The following is a 21,528-nucleotide window of genomic DNA, read 5'->3' as shown; positions in this document are numbered from 1 at the left end:
AGTCTCGCTCCCACAGATGATCGTGGCGCTTCACAATATTTGTGATCGCAGGTGAGCCATTGTGGGAGCGAGCCTGCTCGCGAAAGCGCTACAAGCAACACCACAAATCCTCAGCAGGCCGCTAAGCAAGCGCTCAATCTTCCGACAACGTATCTCTACCAAACCGTTGATCGCGGAATCTCACACCATCCTCGCCTCATAAAAGCCCCGTAAACACGGGCTATAAACCCATCTTGTCCAACAATTTTCACCCCTGACGATGAAATGCAGTTGACGGTTGTATTTTAAGTTGTACGATGACCTACAACTTCAGCGTCGGGCTGAACGGTCTCACCACACATACGTCGCAATCCAGGGTGTTCGAACAATGAATCCACAAGAACTTAAGTCCATCCTCTCTGCCGGTCTGCTGTCCTTCCCGGTTACCGATTTCAATGCCCAGGGCGATTTCAACCGCGCTGGCTACATCAAGCGTCTGGAGTGGCTGGCCCCATACGGCGCCTCGGCGCTGTTCGCCGCGGGCGGCACCGGTGAGTTCTTCTCCCTGGCGGCCAGCGAGTATTCGGAAATCATCAAGACTGCGGTCGACACTTGCGCAAGCAGCGTGCCGATTCTGGCCGGTGTCGGTGGTTCGACCCGCCAGGCCATCGAGTACGCTCAGGAAGCCGAGCGTCTGGGCGCCAAGGGCCTGTTGCTGCTGCCGCACTACCTGACTGAAGCCAGCCAGGACGGCGTTGCCGCCCACGTTGAAGCCGTGTGCAAATCGGTCAACATCGGCGTCGTGGTTTACAACCGTAATGTCTGCCGCCTGAACGCACCGCTGCTGGAGCGTCTGGCCGAGCGTTGCCCGAACCTGATCGGCTACAAGGACGGCCTGGGCGATATCGAGCTGATGGTGTCGATCCGTCGCCGTCTCGGTGATCGCTTCAGCTACCTGGGCGGTTTGCCGACCGCTGAAGTCTACGCCGCGGCCTACAAGGCGCTGGGCGTGCCGGTCTACTCCTCGGCGGTGTTCAACTTCATCCCGAAAACCGCGATGGATTTCTACCACGCCATCGCCCGCGACGATCACGGCACCGTTGCCAAGATCATCGACGACTTCTTCCTGCCGTACCTGGACATCCGTAACCGCAAGGCCGGCTATGCCGTGAGCATCGTCAAGGCCGGGGCAAAAATCGCCGGCTACGACGCAGGTCCTGTGCGTGCACCACTGACCGACCTGACCGGCGAAGAGTACGAAATGCTCGCCGCGCTGATCGACAAGCAGGGTGCGCAGTAACACATCCGATTTAACGAGGCCGCTGAGTATTCAGCGGCCTTTTGCGTGAGGAGAACGTTCCGTGACAAAGCGCTACGACAACTACATCAACGGCGAGTGGGTTGCCGGTGCCGATTACTCGGCCAACATCAACCCGTCCGAACTGAGCGACAACATCGGCGACTACGCCAAGGCTGACCTGGCTCAGGTCAACGCCGCCATCGACGCCGCCCGCGCCGCATTCCCGGCCTGGTCCACCTCCGGTATCCAGGCGCGTCACGATGCACTGGATAAAGTCGGCACTGAAATCCTCGCCCGTCGCGACGAGCTCGGCACCCTGCTGGCCCGGGAAGAGGGCAAGACCCTGCCTGAAGCCATCGGCGAAGTGACCCGCGCCGGCAACATCTTCAAGTTCTTCGCCGGCGAATGCCTGCGTCTGTCTGGCGACTACGTGCCGTCGGTACGTCCGGGCGTCAACGTTGAAGTCACTCGCGAAGCCTTGGGCGTGGTCGGCTTGATCACGCCGTGGAACTTCCCGATTGCCATTCCGTCGTGGAAAATCGCCCCGGCCCTGGCCTACGGCAACTGCGTGGTGCTCAAGCCGGCGGATCTGGTGCCGGGCTGTGCCTGGGCCCTGGCGGAAATCATCTCCCGTGCAGGCTTCCCGGCTGGCGTGTTCAACCTGGTGATGGGCAGTGGTCGAGTGGTTGGCGAAGCGCTGGTCAACAGCCCGAAAGTCGATGGCATCAGCTTCACCGGTTCCGTGGGCGTGGGTCGCCAGATCGCGGTCAGCTGCGTATCGCGTCAGGCCAAGGTCCAGCTGGAAATGGGCGGCAAAAACCCGCAGATCATTCTCGACGATGCCGACCTCAAACAAGCGGTCGAGCTGTCGGTGCAGAGCGCGTTCTACTCCACCGGCCAGCGTTGCACGGCGTCGAGCCGCCTGATCGTCACCGCCGGGATTCACGACAAGTTCGTCGAAGCCATGGCCGAGCGCATGAAGTCGATCAAGGTCGGCCACGCGTTGAAAGCCGGCACCGATATCGGTCCGGTGGTCTCGCAGGCTCAGCTTGAACAGGACATGAAGTACATCGACATCGGCCAGTCCGAAGGCGCGAGCCTGGTGAGTGGCGGCGGCCTGGTGACCTGTGACACCGAGGGCTACTTCCTCGCGCCAACGCTGTTTGCCGACAGCGAAGCGTCGATGCGCATCAGCCGCGAAGAGATCTTCGGCCCGGTGGCCAACATCGTTCGCGTGGCCGATTACGAAGCTGCGCTGGCCATGGCCAACGACACCGAATTCGGTCTGTCGGCGGGCATTGCCACCACGTCCCTGAAGTACGCCAACCACTTCAAGCGCCACTCCCAGACCGGGATGGTAATGGTCAACCTGCCGACAGCCGGCGTGGATTACCACGTTCCGTTCGGTGGGCGTAAAGGCTCATCCTATGGATCACGTGAGCAAGGCCGTTATGCGCAAGAGTTCTACACCGTAGTGAAAACCAGCTACATCGGCTCGTAAAGCAACACCCCTGCAGGAGCGAGCCCTGCTCGCGATGGTCGCAAGGACGCGACGGTCAACCTGATGCCCCCGCGTCATCGTTGACGATCATCGCGAGCAAGCTCGCTCCTACAGGAAACAAAAAAAAGATTCACCCGCGCATAAAAATAATCAGTGGGAGTACATCTACATGCAATCGACCCAAAAGCCGACTCACGTCCGCTATTTGATTCTGCTCATGCTGTTCCTGGTGACCACGATCAACTACGCCGACCGGGCGACCATCGCAATCGCCGGCTCCAGCCTGCAAAAAGACCTCGGCATCGACGCGGTCACCCTCGGTTATATCTTCTCCGCATTCGGTTGGGCCTACGTGGCCGGGCAAATTCCCGGCGGCTGGCTGCTGGACCGTTTCGGCTCGAAAAAAATCTACGCCATGAGCATCTTCACCTGGTCGCTGTTCACCGTGCTGCAAGGCTTCGTCGGTGAGTTCGGCATGTCCACGGCGGTGGTTGCGCTGTTCATGCTGCGCTTCCTGGTGGGCCTGGCCGAAGCGCCGTCCTTCCCTGGCAACGCGCGCATCGTGGCGGCCTGGTTTCCCACCGCTGAACGCGGTACGGCCTCGGCGATCTTCAACTCGGCGCAATACTTCGCCACCGTGCTGTTCGCACCGCTGATGGGCTGGATCGTCTACTCGTTCGGCTGGAGCCATGTGTTCATCGTCATGGGTATCCTGGGCATCGTCTTCTCGCTGATCTGGCTGAAGGTGATCTACAGCCCGCGCGAGCACCCGATGATCAATGACGCCGAGTTCAAGCACATCGCAGATAACGGCGGCATGGTCGACATGGACCAGGCCAAGGGCAAGAAGACTGACGGTCCGAAGTGGGACTACATCCGCCAGTTGCTGACCAACCGCATGATGCTCGGCGTGTACCTGGGCCAGTACTGCATCAACGGCATCACTTACTTCTTCCTGACCTGGTTCCCGGTGTACCTGGTGCAGGAGCGTGGCATGACCATCCTCAAGGCCGGTTTCATCGCGTCCTTGCCGGCGATCTGCGGCTTTATCGGCGGTGTGCTCGGCGGGGTGATTTCCGATTACCTGCTGCGCAAGGGCCATTCCCTGACCTTCGCCCGCAAGGCGCCGATCATCGCCGGCCTGCTGGTGTCCAGCAGCATCGTGGCCTGCAACTACGTTGACATCGAGTGGATGGTGGTTGGCTTCATGGCCCTGGCATTCTTCGGCAAAGGCGTGGGTGCGCTGGGCTGGGCGGTGGTATCTGACACTTCGCCGAAACAGATCGCCGGTTTGAGCGGTGGCCTGTTCAACACCTTCGGCAACCTGGCATCGATCACCACGCCAATCGTCATCGGCTACATCATCAGCTCCACCGGCTCGTTCAAATGGGCACTGGTGTTTGTCGGTTGCAACGCACTGGTTGCGGTGTTCAGCTATCTGGTCATCGTCGGCCCGATCAAGCGTGTGGTGCTCAAGGAGCCACCGGTCAACGGCCCTGAAACCAACAACAAATTGTCTCAAGCGCATTCCTGAGGAGCGGCGTCATGCAGTTGATTGAACATTCCGACTCGCCGCGCTACATCCGCCTGCACGAGCGGGACAATGTAGTGATCGTGGTCAACGATCAGGGCGTACCGGCGGGTACTGCGTTCGCCGATGGATTGGTCACCGTGGACTTCGTGCCACAGAGCCACAAGGTCACCCTGGAAGACATTCCCGAGGGCGGCCAGGTGATTCGCTACGGCCAGGTCATCGGTTACGCATTGCAGCCGATTCCACGCGGCAGCTGGGTCAAGGAAGATCAACTGCGTATGCCCACCGCGCCACCGCTGGACAGCCTGCCGCTGTCCACCGAGGTGCCGGACGCGCAGGCACCGCTGGAGGGTTACACCTTCGAGGGTTATCGCAACGCCGACGGTACCGTCGGCACGCGCAACATTCTCGGCATCACCACCACCGTGCAATGCGTGACCGGTGTGCTGGATCATGCGGTCAAGCGCATCAAGGACGAGCTGCTGCCCAAGTACCCCCACGTCGATGACGTAGTGGCACTGACCCACAGTTATGGCTGTGGCGTGGCGATTACCGCCACCGACGCCTACATCCCGATTCGCACCGTGCGCAATCTGGCGCGCAACCCGAACCTGGGTGGCGAGGCGTTGGTGATCAGCCTGGGCTGCGAGAAATTGCAGGCCGGGCAGGTGATGCACGAAGACGATGCGTCGGTGGACCTGAGCGAGCCTTGGTTGTATCGCCTGCAGGACTCCAGCCACGGTTTCACCGAGATGATCGAGCAGATCATGGAGCTGGCTGAAGTGCGTCTGAAGAAGCTCGATCAGCGCCGCCGGGAAACCGTGCCGGCGTCCGAGCTGATCCTGGGCATGCAGTGCGGCGGTAGCGATGCGTTTTCCGGAATCACCGCCAACCCGGCCCTGGGCTATGCCTCGGACCTGTTGTTGCGCGCCGGTGCGACGGTGATGTTTTCCGAAGTCACCGAAGTGCGTGATGCGATCTACCTGCTGACTTCCCGGGCGAAAACCGAGGCGGTCGCGCAGGAGCTGGTGCGGGAAATGGACTGGTACGACCGTTACCTGGCCAAGGGTGAGGCGGATCGCAGTGCCAACACCACGCCGGGCAACAAGAAAGGCGGCCTGTCGAATATTGTCGAGAAGTCCCTGGGATCGATCGTCAAATCCGGCAGCAGCGCGATCACCGGAGTGCTTGGCCCTGGCGAGCGCTTCAAGGAAAAAGGCCTGATCTTCTGCGCGACCCCGGCCAGCGATTTCGTCTGTGGCACCTTGCAGTTGGCGGCGGGGATGAATCTGCATGTGTTCACGACCGGTCGCGGCACGCCTTACGGGCTGGCCATGGCGCCGGTGGTGAAGGTCTCGACCCGGACCGAACTGGCGCAGCGCTGGCCGGACCTGATCGATATCGACGCCGGGCGCATCGCTACCGGTCGGGCGTCCATCGAGGAGCTTGGCTGGGAGTTGTTCCACTACTACCTGGACGTGGCCAGCGGCAAAGCGCAGACCTGGGCTGAGCGGCACAAGCTGCATAACGACATCACCCTGTTCAATCCGGCGCCGATCACGTAAGACCGCGTTATCGTTCATCGCGAGCAGGCTCGCTCCCACAAGGGATTTCAGGTGGGCACAAATGATGTGTTCACAGGGAATCAAATGTGGGAGCGAGCTTGCTCGCGATAGCGATCTACCAGACGCCGATGTCTTTGGTGGCTTATCATTAGCCCCCTAACGACGCCCACCTCAAGGTCCTCTCCGGCATGCTGGCAATCTTCCTCGAAACCCTGAACATCACCGCACCGGTGTTCGCCATGCTGTTTCTGGGGGTGGTGCTCAAGCGCATCGACTGGATCAACGACAATTTCATCCACACGGCCTCGTCCCTGGTGTTCAACGTCACCATGCCGGCGCTGCTGTTCCTCGGCATCCTGCACGCCGACCTGCATGCCGCGCTGCAACCGGCGCTGCTGATCTACTTCTCCCTTGCCACCCTTGTGTGCTTTGCCATTGCCTGGGGCTGGGCGATTTTCAGATGCCCGCGCGAAGATCGCGGGATCTATACCCAGGGCGCTTTCCGTGGCAACAACGGGGTGATCGGCCTGGCGCTGGCGGCGAGCATGTACGGCGACTACGGGATTTCCCTCGGTGCGATTCTCGCGGCGCTGGTGATCCTGTTTTACAACACGCTCTCGACCATCGTCCTGGCGGTGTATAGCCCGGTGATCAAGTCCGACCCGTGGAGCATCTGCAAAAGCGTGTTCAGTAATCCGCTGATCATCAGCGTGTTCGCGGCGGCGCCCTTTGCGTACTTCAAGATCGGCTTGCCGGGGTGGCTGGAAACCTCCGGCCAGTATCTGGCGCAAACCACCTTGCCGCTGGCGCTTATCTGCATCGGCGGCACGCTGTCGCTGGCGGCGATGCGTAAAAGCGGATCGATGGCGCTCAGTTCAAGCCTGGTGAAAATGCTCGGCTTGCCGGTGCTGGCGACGCTGGGCGCGTGGCTCTGGGGTTTTCGCGGGGCGGAGCTGGGGATTCTGTTTCTGTACTTCGGCAGCCCGACCGCCGCGGCCAGCTTCGTCATGGCCCGGGCGGCGGATGGCAATCATGAACTGGCGGCGGCGATCATCGTGATCACCACGCTGATGGCGGCGGTTACCACCAACATCGGGATCTTTCTGTTGCAGTGGGGTGGGTGGATCTAGCTTCAAGGCATGCGCTGTTCATAGCGGCCTCATCGCGAGCAGGCTCGCTCCTACAGTTGGAATGCATTCCCTTGTGGGAGCGAGCCTGCTCGCGAAGGCAATCTCGCTGGCACCGAAAATTCCAGGATTCACTCAGGCTTCTGGTAGGTATCGATCACTTCCTGCGCCGCCCGGAATGCATCGATCGCCGCCGGCACACCGGCATACACCGCGCAATGCAGCAGCGCCTCGCGGATCTCTTCCACGGTACAGCCGTTGTTCAGTGCGCCGCGCACATGACCCTTCAACTCCTGCGGGCACTTCAGCGCAGTCAGCGCTGCGAGGGTGATCAGGCTGCGGGTTTTCAGGGGCAGGCCTTCGCGGTTCCAGACGCCGCCCCAGGCATGTTCGTTGACGAAGTCCTGCAGCGGCTGGGTGAACTCGGTGGCGTTGCCCAGCGCGCGGTCGACGAACGCATCGCCCATCACTTGGCGGCGTACTTCAACGCCGGATTTTTTATTGTCAGTCATGGCAATTCCCTCTTGTGGTGTTGGCGACGCCAGGCGCGCAGCGAGGTGAACAGCAGGAACGCCGCCAGCGCCGGCAGGACAAAAAACAACATCAGATGCTCAAGCTTGCCTGCCAGCGGCATGCCAGTGGTGAACGACACCACATGCAGGCCGTAAGCCAGGTACAAGCCCAGAAACAGCAGGCCCTCGGCGCGGGTCACCCGGTAGCCGGAGTAGAACACCGGCAGGCACAACGCCGTGACGCCGAGCATCACCGGCAGGTCGAAATCCAGGGCATTGGGCGATACCGACAGGGGCGATGGAGCGAGCAGTGCTGTCATGCCCAGCACACCGAGCAAGTTGAACAGGTTGCTGCCGACCACGTTGCCCACGGCGATTTCCCGTTCACCGCGCAAGGCTGCGATCAACGAGGTGGCGAGCTCCGGCAGGGATGTGCCGACGGCGACTATCGTCAGGCCGATGATCCGCTCCGACAGCCCGAGGTCGGTGGCCACCGCTACTGCCGCACCGAGCAGCAAATGCCCGGCATACACCAGCATTCCCAGGCCTGCGACGATCATCAATAAGCTGCTGATCCAGGGGGCTCGCCCGCTGTGGTCATGGCTCGATGCCGGGCGTACCGAGTGCCGCGACTGACGCAGCAGCAGGGCCAGGTACAACAGCAGTGCCGCCATCAGGATGACGCCGTCGATGCGGCTCAGGTCTTCGTTCCAGGCCAGCACGAACACCAGCAGGCTGGCGCCGATCATCAATGGAATGTCCAGGCGCACCAGTTGCCGTGACACCCGCAGGGGAATGATCAGTGCCGACAATCCGAGGGTGACGAGGATGTTGAAAATGCTGCTGCCGATCACGCTGCCGACAGCGATGTCGGCGTTGTGCGCCAGGGTCGCTTGCAGGCTCACGGCCATCTGCGGCGCGCTGCTGCCGAGGGCGACGATGGTCAGGCCGATGATCAGCGGTCGCACATGCAGGCGGGCGGCCAGGCGCACTGCGGCGCGGACCATCAATTCGGCGCCGGCAATCAGCAGCACCAGCCCGCTGAGCAATTCGATCAGGTTGATCAGGGGGATGTCGGCGAGTGCGAAAATGGTCGAGGCTTCCTGTGTCAGTCGTCGAGGGCTTGCACGCGCACCCGTGCGGTGCCGCTCTTGAGCATCCCCAGGCGTTCGGCGGCTTCATGGGACAGGTCGATCAGGCGGCCACGGGTGTGTGGGCCGCGATCGTTGATGCGCACCACGCAGGATCTGTCGTTGTTCAGATTGGTGACCTTCACCCGGGTGCCGAACGGCAACTGGCGATGGGCGGCGGTCATGGAATTCTTGTCGAAACGCTCGCCGCTGGCGGTGCGTTTGCCTTGGTGTTTGGCGCCGTAGTACGAGGCCACACCGGTTTTGTCGTAGCCGTGTGGATCGACGGTGTCGGTACTGGCGCAACCGGCCAGAAGGGAGAGCAGGGCGCAGGCGCCAAGTAGACGCATCATAGAAAGTTTTCCCGAAACAAATGTGGGAGCGAGCTTGCTCGCGATAGTGTTCTGACAGTCAACTCATGGTTGAGTGCCGAACCGCCATCGCGAGCAAGCTCGCTCCCACAGGGATCAGAGCCAGGCTTGAGAACTGGCTCCATTCCTATCAGCCTTCGAGCTTGCTTTTGAGCAGTTCGTTGACCTGTTGCGGGTTGGCCTTGCCTTTGGAGGCTTTCATGGCCTGGCCGACGAAGAAGCCGAACATCTTGCCGCGTTTGGCTTCGTCTGCCGCGCGGTACTGTTCGACCTGCTCGGCGTTGGCGGCGAGCATTTCGTCCAGCACGGCGGAGATTGCGCCGGTGTCGGTCACTTGCTTGAGGCCGCGCTTGTCGATGATTTCGTCAGCGCTGCCTTCGCCGTTGGCCATCGCTTCGAACACGACCTTGGCGATCTTGCCGGAGATGGTGTTGTCCTTGATGCGCAACAGCATGCCGCCCAGTTGCTCGGCGGAAACCGGCGACTGCTCGATATCCAGGCCTTGTTTGTTGAGCAGGCTGCCCAGTTCAACCATGACCCAGTTGGCCGCCAGTTTGGCGTCGCCGCCGATGCTCGCGACTTTCTCGAAGTAGTCGGCTTGCTCGCGGCTGGTGGCCAGTACGCTGGCGTCGTAGACCGACAGGCCGAACTCTGCCTGGAAGCGTTCGCGTTTCTGCGGCGGCAACTCCGGCAGGGTGGCACGCACGTCGTCGAGGAACGAGTTCTCGATCACCACCGGCAGCAGGTCCGGATCGGGGAAGTAACGGTAGTCGTTGGCTTCCTCTTTGCTGCGCATTGGACGGGTTTCGTCCTTGTTCGGATCGTAGAGGCGAGTCTGCTGGATTACCTTGCCACCGTCTTCGATCAACTCGATCTGACGCTGGATTTCGCTGTTGATCGCCTTCTCGATGAAGCGGAACGAGTTGACGTTCTTGATCTCGCAGCGGGTGCCGAATTCGGCCTGGCCTTTCGGACGGACCGACACGTTGCAGTCGCAACGCAGCGAGCCTTCGGCCATGTTGCCGTCGCAGATGCCCAGGTAACGCACCAGTGCGTGGATCGCCTTGACGTAGGCCACGGCTTCCTTGGCGCTGCGCATGTCCGGCTCGGAGACGATTTCCAGCAGCGGTGTACCGGCACGGTTCAGGTCGATGCCGGTGGCGCCGCCGAATTCCTCGTGCAGGCTCTTGCCGGCGTCTTCTTCCAGGTGCGCGCGGGTGATGCCGACGCGTTTGACCGTGCCGTCTTCCAGGGCGATGTCCAGGTGGCCCTTGCCGACGATCGGCAATTCCATCTGGCTGATCTGGTAGCCCTTGGGCAGGTCAGGGTAGAAGTAGTTCTTGCGGGCGAACACGTTGTGCTGGCCGATCTCGGCGTCAATCGCCAGGCCGAACATCACCGCCATGCGCACCGCTTCCTGATTCAGCACCGGCAGAACGCCGGGCATGCCCAGGTCGATCAGGCTGGCCTGGGTGTTCGGTTCGGAACCGAAGGTGGTGGAACTACCGGAAAAGATTTTCGACCGGGTGGTGAGCTGGGTGTGAATCTCCAGCCCGATCACGACTTCCCATTGCATGTGTGTCTCCTCAGAAGCCGGTTGGGGTGCGGGTGTGCCAGTCAGTGTTCAACTGATACTGGTGGGCAACGTTCAACAGGCGACCTTCCTGGAAATACGGAGCGAGCAGTTGCACGCCGACCGGCAGGCCGTCGACGAAGCCGGCAGGCATGGACAGGCCCGGCAGACCCGCGAGGTTGGCGGTGATGGTGTAGACGTCTTCCAGGTACGCAGCGACCGGGTCGCTGTTCTTGGCACCGAGCTTCCAGGCCGGGTTCGGCGTGGTCGGGCCGAGGATGATGTCGACCTCATTGAAGGCGGCCATGAAGTCGTTCTTGATCAAGCGACGGATCTTCTGCGCCTTCAGGTAATAGGCATCGTAGTAACCGGCGGACAGTGCATAGGCACCGACCATGATCCGGCGCTGCACTTCCGGGCCGAAGCCTTCGCCACGGGAGCGCTTGTACAGATCGCTCAGGTTGACCGGGTTTTCGCAGCGATGGCCGAAACGCACGCCGTCGAAACGCGACAGGTTGGAAGAGGCTTCCGCCGGAGCGATCACGTAGTACGCAGGGATTGCGTGCTGCATGTTCGGCAGGCTGATTTCCTTGACCACGGCGCCGAGCTTTTCCAGCTCCTTGACGCTGTTGTGGATCAGCTCGGCAATGCGCGGGTCGAGACCGGCGCCGAAATACTCTTTCGGTACACCGATGCGCAGGCCTTGCAGCGAGCCGTTGAGGCTGGCGCTGTAGTCCGGCACGGGTTCGTCGATGCTGGTGGAGTCATTCGGGTCGAAGCCAGCCATGCCTTGCAGCAGGATGGCGCAGTCTTCGGCGGTGCGTGCCAACGGGCCGCCCTGATCGAGACTGGAGGCATAGGCGATCATGCCCCAGCGGGAAACGCGACCGTACGTCGGTTTCAGGCCGGTGAGGTTGGTCAGCGCGGCGGGCTGACGAATGGAGCCACCGGTGTCGGTGCCGGTAGCGGCAGGCAACAGACGAGCGGCAACCGCAGCGGCCGAGCCACCGGACGAACCGCCCGGTACGTGTTCCAGGTTCCACGGGTTTTTCACCGCGCCGTAGTAGCTCGACTCGTTGGCCGAGCCCATGGCGAATTCGTCCATGTTGGTCTTGCCCAGGGTCACGGCCCCGGCAGCGGCCAGCTTGGCGACGACGGTGGCGTCGTAGGGAGCCTTGAAGTTGTCGAGCATCTTCGAGCCGCAGCTGGTGCGGATGCCCTGGGTGCAGAACAGGTCTTTGTGGGCGATTGGCGCGCCGAGCAGGGCGCCGCTCTCACCATTGGCCCGGCGTGCGTCAGCGGCTTTCGCCTGGCTGAGCGCCAGTTCTTCGGTGAGGCTGATGAAGCTGTTGAGCTGCGGGTCGAGCTGGGCGATGCGCGCCAGCAGGGCCTTGGTCAGCTCTTCGGAGGAAAACTTTTTGTCGGCGAGACCGCGGGCGATCTCGGCCAGAGTCAATTGATGCATTGCAGGCTCTTTCCCTTTAGTCGATGACTTTCGGAACCAGGTACAGGCCGTTTTCGACCGCTGGTGCGATGGACTGGTAGGCCTCGCGATTATTGGTCTCGGTCACGACGTCCGCACGCAGGCGCTGGCTGGCTTCCAGTGGGTGGGCCAGCGGTTCGATACCATCGGTATTGACGGCCTGCATTTCGTCGACCAGTCCGAGAATGCTGTTGAGGGCCGAAGTGACGTTTGGAAGATCGGCTTCATTGAGGCCAAGGCAGGCCAGATGAGCGATTTTTTCCACGTCGGAGCGTTCTAGAGCCATTGGGGTTCTCCAGTGGAAAACAAAACGGACACCGTCCGTGTGTTAGATTGTCGGAACACTACCGCACTTCTACGGTCATAAGGCCGCGATTGTGGGGCTTGGTGCGCAGAAAAGCGGCCAATTTAACATATTGGCGCCTTGCCCAAAATCCCTGTCGTTGTTAGAGTTTGCCGCACTTTTTTACCCACGCGTTGCCTAGGGTCCCTTTCCCATGTTCAAGAAACTGCGTGGCATGTTTTCCAGCGATCTTTCCATTGACCTGGGCACTGCCAACACCCTTATTTACGTGCGCGAGCGCGGTATCGTTCTGAATGAGCCATCGGTTGTGGCCATTCGGACACACGGTAACCAGAAAAGTGTCGTAGCTGTCGGCACCGAGGCCAAGCGCATGCTGGGCCGTACGCCGGGCAACATTGCTGCCATTCGTCCGATGAAGGACGGCGTGATCGCTGACTTCAGCGTCTGCGAAAAGATGCTGCAGTACTTCATCAACAAGGTTCACGAAAACAGCTTCCTGCAGCCTAGCCCTCGGGTGTTGATCTGCGTTCCGTGCAAATCCACCCAGGTCGAGCGTCGTGCCATCCGTGAATCGGCCCTCGGTGCCGGTGCCCGTGAAGTATTCCTGATCGAAGAGCCAATGGCCGCTGCCATCGGTGCCGGCCTGCCAGTTGAAGAAGCTCGCGGTTCGATGGTCGTGGATATCGGTGGCGGTACCACTGAAATCGCCCTGATCTCCCTGAACGGTGTGGTTTACGCCGAATCCGTGCGTGTTGGCGGCGACCGCTTCGACGAAGCGATCATCACCTACGTGCGTCGCAACTACGGCAGCCTGATCGGTGAGTCCACCGCCGAGCGCATCAAGCAGGAAATCGGTACGGCCTACCCGGGCGGCGAAGTCCGTGAAGTCGACGTTCGTGGCCGCAACCTGGCCGAGGGCGTTCCACGTGCCTTCACCCTGAACTCCAATGAAGTGCTGGAAGCTCTGCAAGAGTCCCTGGCAACCATCGTTCAGGCCGTGAAGAGCGCACTGGAGCAATCGCCTCCGGAACTGGCTTCCGATATCGCCGAACGTGGTCTGGTACTGACCGGTGGTGGCGCCTTGCTGCGTGACCTCGACAAGTTGCTGGCCCAGGAAACCGGTCTGCCGGTGATCGTCGCCGAAGACCCGTTGACCTGCGTTGCTCGCGGCGGTGGCCGTGCATTGGAAATGATGGATAAGCACACCATGGATCTGCTCTCCAGCGAATAAGTCGCCGGATAGCCTCTATGCTGTTGAGCGCGCAGGCGGCACTTTGCAGTGCTGCCTGTTCGCGTTTATCTTCTGTCAGTCTGCATCCAGGCCGGTCAGCCGTATGAATAAAGAGAACATTTGCCTGGGAGGAGCGGCTTATTAAACCGCTTTTCACCAAGGGTCCATCGTTGGGCGTGCGCTTGTTGGTGCTGGTCGTGCTTTCGGTCGCGCTGATGGTGGTCGATGCCCGCTTCACACTGCTCAAGCCGGTGCGTAGCCAGATGTCGCTGGTGCTGATGCAGTCCTACTGGATCACAGACCTGCCGCAGCGGCTATGGGAAGGCGTGGCCAGCCAGTTTGGCAGCCGGACCGAACTCGTCGCCGAAAACGAAAAACTCAAGAGCGAAAACCTGCTGTTGCAGGGGCGCATGCAAAAGCTTGCTTCCTTGACAGAGCAGAACGTTCGCCTGCGCGAATTGCTCAATTCTTCGGCACTGGTCAATGAAAAGGTCGAAGTGGCCGAATTGATCGGCATGGACCCCAACCCATTCACCCATCGCATCATCATCAACAAAGGTGAGCGTGACGGTGTGGTCCTCGGCCAGCCGGTGCTAGATGCCCGTGGCCTGATGGGGCAGGTGGTCGAGCTGATGCCTTACACCTCCCGGGTCCTGCTGCTGACCGACTCGACCCACAGCATTCCAGTCCAGGTCAACCGCAACGGCCTGCGGGCGATCGCCAGCGGTACCGGCAACCCGGAGCGCCTTGAACTGCGTCACGTAGCGGATACCGCCGACATCAAGGAAGGCGATCTGCTGGTCAGCTCGGGCCTGGGTCAGCGTTTCCCGGCGGGTTATCCGGTGGCCACGGTCAAGGAAGTGCTGCACGACACCGGTCAGCCATTCGCCGTTGTCCGCGCCGTGCCGACCGCAGCCCTCAATCGCAGTCGCTACCTGCTATTGGTATTCAGCGACAACCGCACCGCCGAAGAGCGCGCCAATGAGGCCGCACAGGCTCAGGAAGCCCTGGATGCGCAGGGCGGTGGCCCAATCATGCCGGCGACCGTGCCCAAGCCCGTGATCGTTCCGGCTGCCGTTGCGGCACCGGCTGCTCCTGCTGCACCAGCAGCGGCACCGGCAACTCCAGCGTCTCCTGCGGCCACCCCGGCCAAACCGGCTGCTACCCATACCGCTGCTTCCAAGCCGCCAGCCAAGCCTGCGGCGACGCAACCCGCTGCCGCCAAGCCTGCTGCCAAACCGCCTGTCCCCGCGCCGGCCACCACTGGGAGACAAGAATAATGGTTGGTGTAAAAGCTTCTCGGAACGGCTGGATCGTCTGGCTGACCTTCGCCATTGGCATGCTGCTCAGCGTATCGCCGCTGCCGCAATTCATGGAAATCCTGCGCCCGTTGTGGCTCGGTTTGCTGCTGGCGTTCTGGGCCTTGGCCCTGCCGCAGAAAATCGGCATGGTCACCGCATGGTGCCTGGGCCTGGCTGAAGACGTGCTGTACGGCACATTGCTGGGCCAGAACGCGTTGATCCTGACCCTCATCACTTACCTGGTGCTGGCACTGCAACAACGCATGCGGATGTTCCCGATGTGGCAGCAAAGCCTGGTGATTCTGGTGATCTTCGGTCTCGCGCAGCTTGTTCAGCTGTGGTTGAGCGCCCTGACAGGCAACCGTCAGCCGACACTGGCGCTGGTATTGCCGGCACTGGTCAGCGCGCTGCTCTGGCCCTGGATCAGCTTCGGTTTGCGTGGATTGCGTCGCCGCTACAAAATCAATTAATTCGGTCAGGCATTTGCCACTTTGACAGGGAGATGTCTTGATGAAATCGCTGTACCTCGCCTCTGGCTCGCCGCGTCGGCGTGAACTGCTCACGCAGATCGGCGTGCCATTCACCGCCATCAGTGCGGATATCGACGAAACCCCTCTGGCTCACGAATCCCCCTCTGACTATGTCGAGCGTCTCGCGCGCGGCAAGGCTGCGGCCGGACGCGATGCTGTCGTGTCCGATACGCCCTTCTGCGTGTTGGGCGCCGATACCGCCGTGGTGCAAGGCGGCAAAATTCTCGGCAAACCGGTTGATGAAGCTGATGCTTGCGCCATGCTTGAGATGTTGTCCGACAAAGAACATGAAGTCCTGACAGCCATTGCGCTGCTCGACGGTGAGCGTTGCGAGTCGCGGGTGGTGCGCAGTGTGGTGCGTTTTCGCCCCGTCGGCAGCGACGAGGCGGCCGCCTACTGGGCCAGCGGTGAGCCGCGGGACAAGGCTGGTGGCTATGGGATTCAAGGCCTGGGCGCGGTGTTTGTCGCCGGGCTCAATGGAAGTTACTCGGCGGTGGTTGGACTGCCGCTGTGCGAAACCGCGGAACTGCTGGGCCATTTCGGCATACCCTGTTGGCAACCCCTTAACGCGCGCTAAGCGCCGTGCTGACCAGATGCGGCCACTATCGTGAACATGCCTGAACGAGACCCTGCCATGAGTGAAGAGATCCTGATCAACATCACGCCGATGGAATCACGCGTGGCGGTGGTCGAAAACGGTGTCCTGCAAGAGGTCCATGTCGAGCGCACGCAAAAGCGCGGAATCGTCGGCAATATCTACAAGGGTAAAGTCGTGCGGGTCTTGCCGGGCATGCAGGCGGCGTTCGTCGATATCGGCCTGGATCGTGCCGCGTTCATCCATGCTTCGGAGATTTCCCTGCGTGAAGGTCCTGCGGTGGAAAGCATCGGCGCGCTGGTGCACGAAGGCCAGAGTCTGGTAGTGCAAGTCACCAAGGACCCGATCGGCTCCAAGGGCGCGCGCCTGACGACCCAGTTGTCGATTCCATCGCGCTATCTGGTGTACATGCCGCGCACCGCGCATGTCGGCATTTCCCTGAAGATCGAAGACGAAGCCGAGCGTGAACGCCTGAAGCAGGTGGTTAGTGATTGCGTTGCGAAAGAAGGCATCAAGGAGGCTGGCGGTTTTATCCTGCGCACGGCGGCCGAAGGTGCCGGCGCCGACGAAATTCTCATGGACATCCGCTACCTGCGCCGGCTTTGGGACCAGATCAGCGAGCAGATCAAAACCATCAGCGCGCCCAGCGTGATCTACGAGGATCTCGGCCTGGCACTGCGCACCCTGCGTGATCTGGTGAGCCCGAAGATCGAGAAGATTCGTATCGACTCACGGGAAACTTTCCAGAAAACCACGCAGTTCGTCGCCGAACTCATGCCGGAAATCGCCGATCGTCTGGAACACTACCCCGGCGAGCGGCCGATTTTCGACCTGTACGGTGTCGAAGACGAAATCCAGAAAGCCCTGGAACGCAAAGTCCCGCTGAAATCCGGCGGCTACCTGGTGGTCGATCCGGCGGAAGCCATGAGCACCATCGACGTCAACACCGGGGCGTTCGTCGGGCATCGCAATCTCGAAGAAACCATCTTCAAGACCAACCTCGAAGCCGCCACCGCCATTGCTCGGCAACTGCGCCTGCGCAACCTGGGCGGAATCATCATCATCGACTTCATCGACATGGAAGATGAAGAGCATCAGCGCCAGGTGCTGCGGACCCTGGAAAAACAGCTGGAGCGCGATCACGCCAAGACCAACATCATCGGCATTACCGAGTTGGGCCTGGTACAGATGACCCGCAAGCGCACCCGCGAAAGCCTCGAGCAAATCCTCTGCGAGCCATGCACCAGTTGTCAGGGGCGCGGCAAGTTGAAAACTCCGGAGACGATTTGCTACGAAATTTTCCGTGAAATCCTCCGCGAGGCTCGCGCCTATCAGGCGGAAGGCTATCGTGTATTGGCGAACCAGAAAGTCGTCGATCGCCTGCTCGATGAAGAATCGGGCAACGTTGCCGAGCTGGAAGGCTTCATCGGACGCACCATTCGGTTTCAGGTAGAAACCATGTATTCCCAGGAACAATACGACGTGGTGCTGCTCTGATACGCGGCGTCATCACCTTTCCTGCACGGCTGGCCTCAGCTTTTTGCAAAACTTTTGCCATGGGAGCCGACTGACATGGAGCGTCTGACACGCATTTTGGCCGCACTGACCCGCTGGGGTCTGGGCCTGTGCGCGTTGGTTTTGGTGCTGATGGCGTTGTACGTCAGTCTGGGCCGGGAACTGGCGCCCCTGGTGGCCGAATACCGTGCCGAAATCGAAAGCCGGGCCACCGAGGCCCTGGGCATGCCACTGCAGATCGGTGAACTGGAAGGCAGCTGGAGCGGCTTCGCACCCATTGTCTCGGCTCACGACGTCACGGTTGGCGAAGGCGCCAATGCGCTGCATCTGGAGAATGTGCGTGCAGTACCCGACCTGTGGGCCAGCTTGCTGGCGCGTGAAGTGCGCATCGCTCATCTGGCGCTCAATGGCCTGAAGATCAGCCTCAAGGAAGGCGATGACGGCGAGTGGGTGCTCGAAGGTCTGCCGGTCAAGAACGATAAGCCTCTCGATCCGGAACAGCTGCTCAATCGCATGCAGATGATCCAGCAGTTGTCCGTGCTCGACAGTCAGGTCACCTTGCAGCCGTGGGGTGAATCGCCCCTGACCCTGACCTACGTCGGCCTGACCCTGAAAACCGGTACCACTCGCCAGCGACTCGACGCCCGCCTGACCTTGCCCGATGGCCAACCGGTGGCCATGAACCTGCGGACGCGCATTCGCGCCAGCCAGTGGAAGGACGGCGAGGCTGAAATTTACCTGAGCCTGCCACAGAGCGATTGGTCCAAATGGCTGCCCGAACGCATCAGCCAGCAATGGAGTTTTTCCGAGATCAAGGCCGGTGGCGAGTTATGGGCGACCTGGGGAAAAGGCTTGTTGCAGAGCGCCGCGGTACGTTTGAATGCGCCGCAACTCAAGGGTGCCTACGCGCAGCGCAAGCCAGTCAAGATCGACAATCTGGCACTCAACGGCTATTTCCAGCGCAGCGACGAAGGCATGTTGGTGACGCTGGACTCCCTGGCCATGAGCCTTGGCGAGACCCGTTGGGAATCCCATGTACAAGTCAAACAAACCAGCGCGACCGACAAGTCCGAAGAGCTCTGGCACCTGCAGGCCGACCGACTCGACCTGACTCCGCTTACACCTTTGCTAAATGCCCTGGCGCCATTGCCTGAAGGCTTCGCCACCGTGGTCGAGCGCCTCAAGGTCACCGGCGGGTTGCGCAATGTGCTGATCGACGTGCGGCCCAATGCCACCGATGACAGCAAATTCAGCTTCGCCGCCAACCTCGAACAGGTGGGATTCGACGCTTATCACGGCGCTCCGGCAGCACGAAACGTGACAGGCAGCATCAGCGGCGACCTCGGCCATGGCGAATTGCGCATGGATACCAAGGATTTCATGCTGCACCTGGACCCTATTTTCGCCAAACCCTGGAATTACCTTCAGGCCAATGCCCGCTTGACCTGGAAGCTCGACAAAGAAGGCTTCACCCTGATCGCGCCCTACCTGAAAGTGCTGGGAGAGGAGGGCAAGATTGCCGGTGACTTCCTGATCCGCCTGCATTTCGATCACAACCAGGAAGATTACATGGACCTGCGGGTCGGCATGGTGGACGGAGACGGGCGCTATACCGCCAAGTATCTACCGGCTGTCCTGAGTCCGGCGCTGGACGAGTGGTTGCGCACGGCGATCCTCAAGGGCGCGATCGACCAGGGTTTCTTCCAGTACCAAGGGTCGTTGAACCATGGCGCGACACCCGAGGCGCGCAGCATCAGTCTGTTTTTCAAGGTTCACGATGCCGAGCTGGCGTTCCAGCCCGGTTGGCCCCATGTCAGCAAGGTCACGGGCGATGTGTTCGTTGAAGACAGCGGAGTGCGGATCCTGGCCAGCAAGGGGCAATTGCTCGATACCCAGGTCAGCGACATCTACGTCAATATTCCCCACGTGCCGGAAGGGCAAAGTGTCCACCTGTTCCTCGACGGCGGTTTCGCCGGAGGGCTGGGCGATGGCCTGAAAATCCTCAAAGAGGCGCCGATCGGCACGGCCGAAACCTTCGCCGGCTGGGAGGGTGAAGGGGAACTGCAAGGCAAGTTGAAGCTGGATATTCCGCTGGTCAAGGGCGAGCAGCCGAAGATCCTGGTTGACTTCAAGACCGCCAAGTCCCGCCTGAAACTGCCTGAGCCGCCGCTGGAATTGACTCAACTCAAAGGTGATTTCCGTTTCGACAGCAACAAAGGCCTGAGCGGGCAAAACATCACCGCGCGTGCTTTCGACAAACCGGTGAGCGCGCAGATTTTTGCCGATGGCGGTCCGGGCAAACTCAAGACCCGGGTCAACGCCTCGGGCCAGGTCGAAGTCAAGAAGCTCACCGACTGGCTGAGCGTTACCCAGCCGTTGCCAGTGAGCGGCCTGATCCCCTATCAGCTGCAACTGACCCTGGACGGCGCCGACAGCCAGTTGATGGTCAATTCCATCCTCAAGGGTGTGTCGGTCGACCTGCCTGCGCCTTTTGGCATGACAGCGGATGCGGGGCGTGACACGACGTTCCGCATGACCCTGCAAGGCCCGGAGCGGCGCTATTGGGTCAACTACGGTGAATTGGCCAACTTCACCTTCGCCGCGCCGGCCGGCAATTTCGCGGACGGGCGGGGTGAGTTGTTCCTGGGCAATGGCGATGCCGTACTGCCTGGCACCAAGGGCTTGCGGATACGCGGCGTGCTGTCGGAACTGGACGTCGGCCCTTGGCAGGATCTGGTGAACAAGTATGCCGGGCAGGACCCGGGCGGCAGTGCCAAGCAGTTGCTCAGTGGCGCCGATTTCAAAGTCGGCAAGCTCAGTGCGCTGGGCACGACCCTGGATGAGGCGTCCGTTCAACTGGCGCGAAAACCCTCTGCCTGGGCTTTGCAGCTCGACAGCCAGCAGGTCAAGGGCAGTGCCACTCTTCCTGATGCGAAGTCCGCACCGATCGTGATCAACCTGCAAACCGTGCGCCTGCCAGCGCCTGATCCGACGGCACTGGCGGATGAAAACGCCCCGGACCCGTTGGCCTCGGTCGATCCGAGCAAAATTCCGGCGATGGATATCACCGTCAACCAGTTGTTCCAGGGTAACGACCTGGTTGGCGGCTGGTCGTTGAAGGTGCGTCCGACGGGCAAGGGTATTGCCCTTAACTCGCTGGACATGGGCCTCAAGGGCATCCTGTTGCAGGGTAGCGGCGGCTGGGAAGGTGCGCCGGGAGCCAGCAACAGTTGGTACAAGGGGCGGATCAGTGGCAAGAACCTTGCGGATGTGCTCAAGGGCTGGGGTTTTGCGCCGAGCGTCACCAGCAAGGAATTTCGCATGGATGTCGACGGGCGCTGGCCCGGCTCACCGGCATGGCTGGCAACCAAGCGTTTTTCCGGCACCCTCGATGCGTCACTCACCGAAGGTCAGTTTGTCGAGGTCGAAGGCAGTGCCCAGGCACTAAGGGTGTTTGGCCTGCTCAACTTCAACTCCATTGGCCGCCGCCTGCGCCTGGACTTCTCCGACCTGTTCGGCAAAGGCCTGAGCTATGACCGGGTCAAGGGCCTGCTGGTAGGGACTAACGGCGTGTATGTCACCCGTGAGCCGATCCGCGTGACCGGCCCGTCGAGCACTATCGAACTCGACGGCACCCTGAATATGGTGGCCGATCAGATCGATGCGAAGTTGCTGGTGACCTTGCCGGTGACCAACAACCTGCCGATTGCCGCGTTGCTCGTAGGGGCTCCGGCCGTCGGTGGTGCCTTGTTCCTGATCGACAAGTTGATCGGTGACCGTGTGTCGCGTTTTGCCAGTGTGAAATACACCGTCAAAGGCCCCTGGAAAGATCCGAAAATCACCTACGACAAGCCTTTTTGAAAAGCCAATCTCCGGACCTATGGAGTAGCATGGCCCCCAATGGTGCCGCCAATCCCTGCAGGAGCGAGCTTGCTCGCGAAAAACGCAGAAGCACCGCGTTCATTCAGGCAGTGCGC

General features: G+C 61.0%; 17 protein-coding genes. 11 read left to right on the top strand and 6 right to left on the bottom strand.

What is annotated here, in order from left to right; genetic code table 11:
* Positions 1-367: 367 nt before the first annotated feature.
* The 5 genes from kdgD (at position 368) to ABTV29_RS27085 (ending at position 7,009) form a co-directional block, all read left to right on the top strand.
* Entirely contained in the window at positions 368-1,279 is a 912-nt protein-coding gene (kdgD, locus tag ABTV29_RS27105; protein ID WP_433767627.1) for a 5-dehydro-4-deoxyglucarate dehydratase, read from the top strand.
* A 61-nt stretch (positions 1,280-1,340) separates the two neighbouring features.
* On the top strand, positions 1,341-2,780 hold the full coding sequence (locus tag ABTV29_RS27100; RefSeq protein ID WP_433767626.1) for an aldehyde dehydrogenase family protein: 1,440 nt from the start codon (positions 1,341-1,343) through the stop codon (positions 2,778-2,780).
* Positions 2,781-2,949: 169 nt separating this feature from the next.
* Complete coding sequence (locus ABTV29_RS27095; RefSeq protein WP_433767625.1) at positions 2,950-4,314, top strand: MFS transporter; 1,365 nt, start codon at positions 2,950-2,952, stop codon at positions 4,312-4,314.
* A gap of 11 nt (positions 4,315-4,325) precedes the next feature.
* Positions 4,326-5,879, top strand: coding sequence for a galactarate dehydratase (gene garD, locus ABTV29_RS27090; RefSeq protein ID WP_433767624.1), 1,554 nt, complete (start codon positions 4,326-4,328; stop codon positions 5,877-5,879).
* Between the two features lie 188 nt (positions 5,880-6,067).
* Positions 6,068-7,009, top strand: coding sequence for an AEC family transporter (locus tag ABTV29_RS27085; protein WP_433767623.1), 942 nt, complete (start codon positions 6,068-6,070; stop codon positions 7,007-7,009).
* Positions 7,010-7,137: 128 nt separating this feature from the next.
* On the opposite strand, the gene ABTV29_RS27080 is transcribed toward ABTV29_RS27085, so the two are convergent.
* The 6 genes from ABTV29_RS27080 to gatC form a co-directional block, all read right to left on the bottom strand.
* Positions 7,138-7,518, bottom strand: a complete 381-nt coding sequence (locus ABTV29_RS27080; RefSeq protein ID WP_433767622.1) for a carboxymuconolactone decarboxylase family protein — start codon at positions 7,516-7,518, stop codon at positions 7,138-7,140.
* Positions 7,515-8,576 carry a calcium/sodium antiporter gene (locus ABTV29_RS27075; RefSeq protein ID WP_433772036.1) on the bottom strand — a complete coding sequence of 354 codons (1,062 nt, stop codon included), beginning with the start codon at positions 8,574-8,576 and terminating at the stop codon, positions 7,515-7,517. The genes ABTV29_RS27080 and ABTV29_RS27075 overlap by 4 nt, the downstream gene beginning before the upstream one ends.
* 50 nt (positions 8,577-8,626) lie before the next feature.
* On the bottom strand, positions 8,627-9,001 hold the full coding sequence (locus ABTV29_RS27070) for a septal ring lytic transglycosylase RlpA family protein (RefSeq protein ID WP_433767621.1): 375 nt from the start codon (positions 8,999-9,001) through the stop codon (positions 8,627-8,629).
* Positions 9,002-9,149: 148 nt separating this feature from the next.
* Entirely contained in the window at positions 9,150-10,595 is a 1,446-nt protein-coding gene (gene gatB / locus ABTV29_RS27065; protein WP_433767620.1) for an Asp-tRNA(Asn)/Glu-tRNA(Gln) amidotransferase subunit GatB, read from the bottom strand.
* Positions 10,596-10,605: 10 nt separating this feature from the next.
* Positions 10,606-12,057, bottom strand: coding sequence for an Asp-tRNA(Asn)/Glu-tRNA(Gln) amidotransferase subunit GatA (gatA, locus tag ABTV29_RS27060; RefSeq protein WP_110966345.1), 1,452 nt, complete (start codon positions 12,055-12,057; stop codon positions 10,606-10,608).
* A gap of 16 nt (positions 12,058-12,073) precedes the next feature.
* Positions 12,074-12,361, bottom strand: coding sequence for an Asp-tRNA(Asn)/Glu-tRNA(Gln) amidotransferase subunit GatC (gene gatC / locus ABTV29_RS27055; protein ID WP_085726363.1), 288 nt, complete (start codon positions 12,359-12,361; stop codon positions 12,074-12,076).
* 211 nt (positions 12,362-12,572) lie between these two features.
* On the opposite strand from gatC, the gene mreB reads away from it, so the two are divergent.
* From mreB to ABTV29_RS27025, 6 genes are all read left to right on the top strand, one after another.
* Positions 12,573-13,610 (top strand): rod shape-determining protein MreB, encoded by a 1,038-nt coding sequence (gene mreB, locus ABTV29_RS27050; RefSeq protein WP_002555108.1) that lies wholly within the window; start codon positions 12,573-12,575, stop codon positions 13,608-13,610.
* Between the two features lie 176 nt (positions 13,611-13,786).
* A complete protein-coding gene (gene mreC / locus ABTV29_RS27045) occupies positions 13,787-14,890 on the top strand; it encodes a rod shape-determining protein MreC (protein WP_433772034.1) in 1,104 nt (367 codons plus the stop codon).
* Positions 14,890-15,381, top strand: a complete 492-nt coding sequence (gene mreD, locus ABTV29_RS27040; RefSeq protein ID WP_175375923.1) for a rod shape-determining protein MreD — start codon at positions 14,890-14,892, stop codon at positions 15,379-15,381. The genes mreC and mreD overlap by 1 nt, the downstream gene beginning before the upstream one ends.
* 40 nt (positions 15,382-15,421) lie before the next feature.
* A complete protein-coding gene (locus ABTV29_RS27035) occupies positions 15,422-16,018 on the top strand; it encodes a Maf family protein (protein WP_433767619.1) in 597 nt (198 codons plus the stop codon).
* A 57-nt stretch (positions 16,019-16,075) separates the two neighbouring features.
* Entirely contained in the window at positions 16,076-17,533 is a 1,458-nt protein-coding gene (rng, locus tag ABTV29_RS27030) for a ribonuclease G (protein ID WP_433767618.1), read from the top strand.
* Positions 17,534-17,608: 75 nt separating this feature from the next.
* The gene (locus tag ABTV29_RS27025) at positions 17,609-21,412 is read left to right on the top strand and encodes a YhdP family protein (RefSeq protein WP_433767617.1); all 3,804 of its coding nucleotides are present in this window, start codon (positions 17,609-17,611) and stop codon (positions 21,410-21,412) included.
* Positions 21,413-21,528 lie beyond the last annotated feature (116 nt).

It is taken from the genome of Pseudomonas putida (assembly GCF_050989985.1).
In the GTDB taxonomy this organism is placed as follows: Bacteria; Pseudomonadota; Gammaproteobacteria; order Pseudomonadales; family Pseudomonadaceae; genus Aquipseudomonas; species Aquipseudomonas putida_AI.
Note: the sequence above shows the minus strand (reverse complement) of the source record. Positions and strands in the feature narration are given on the sequence as shown.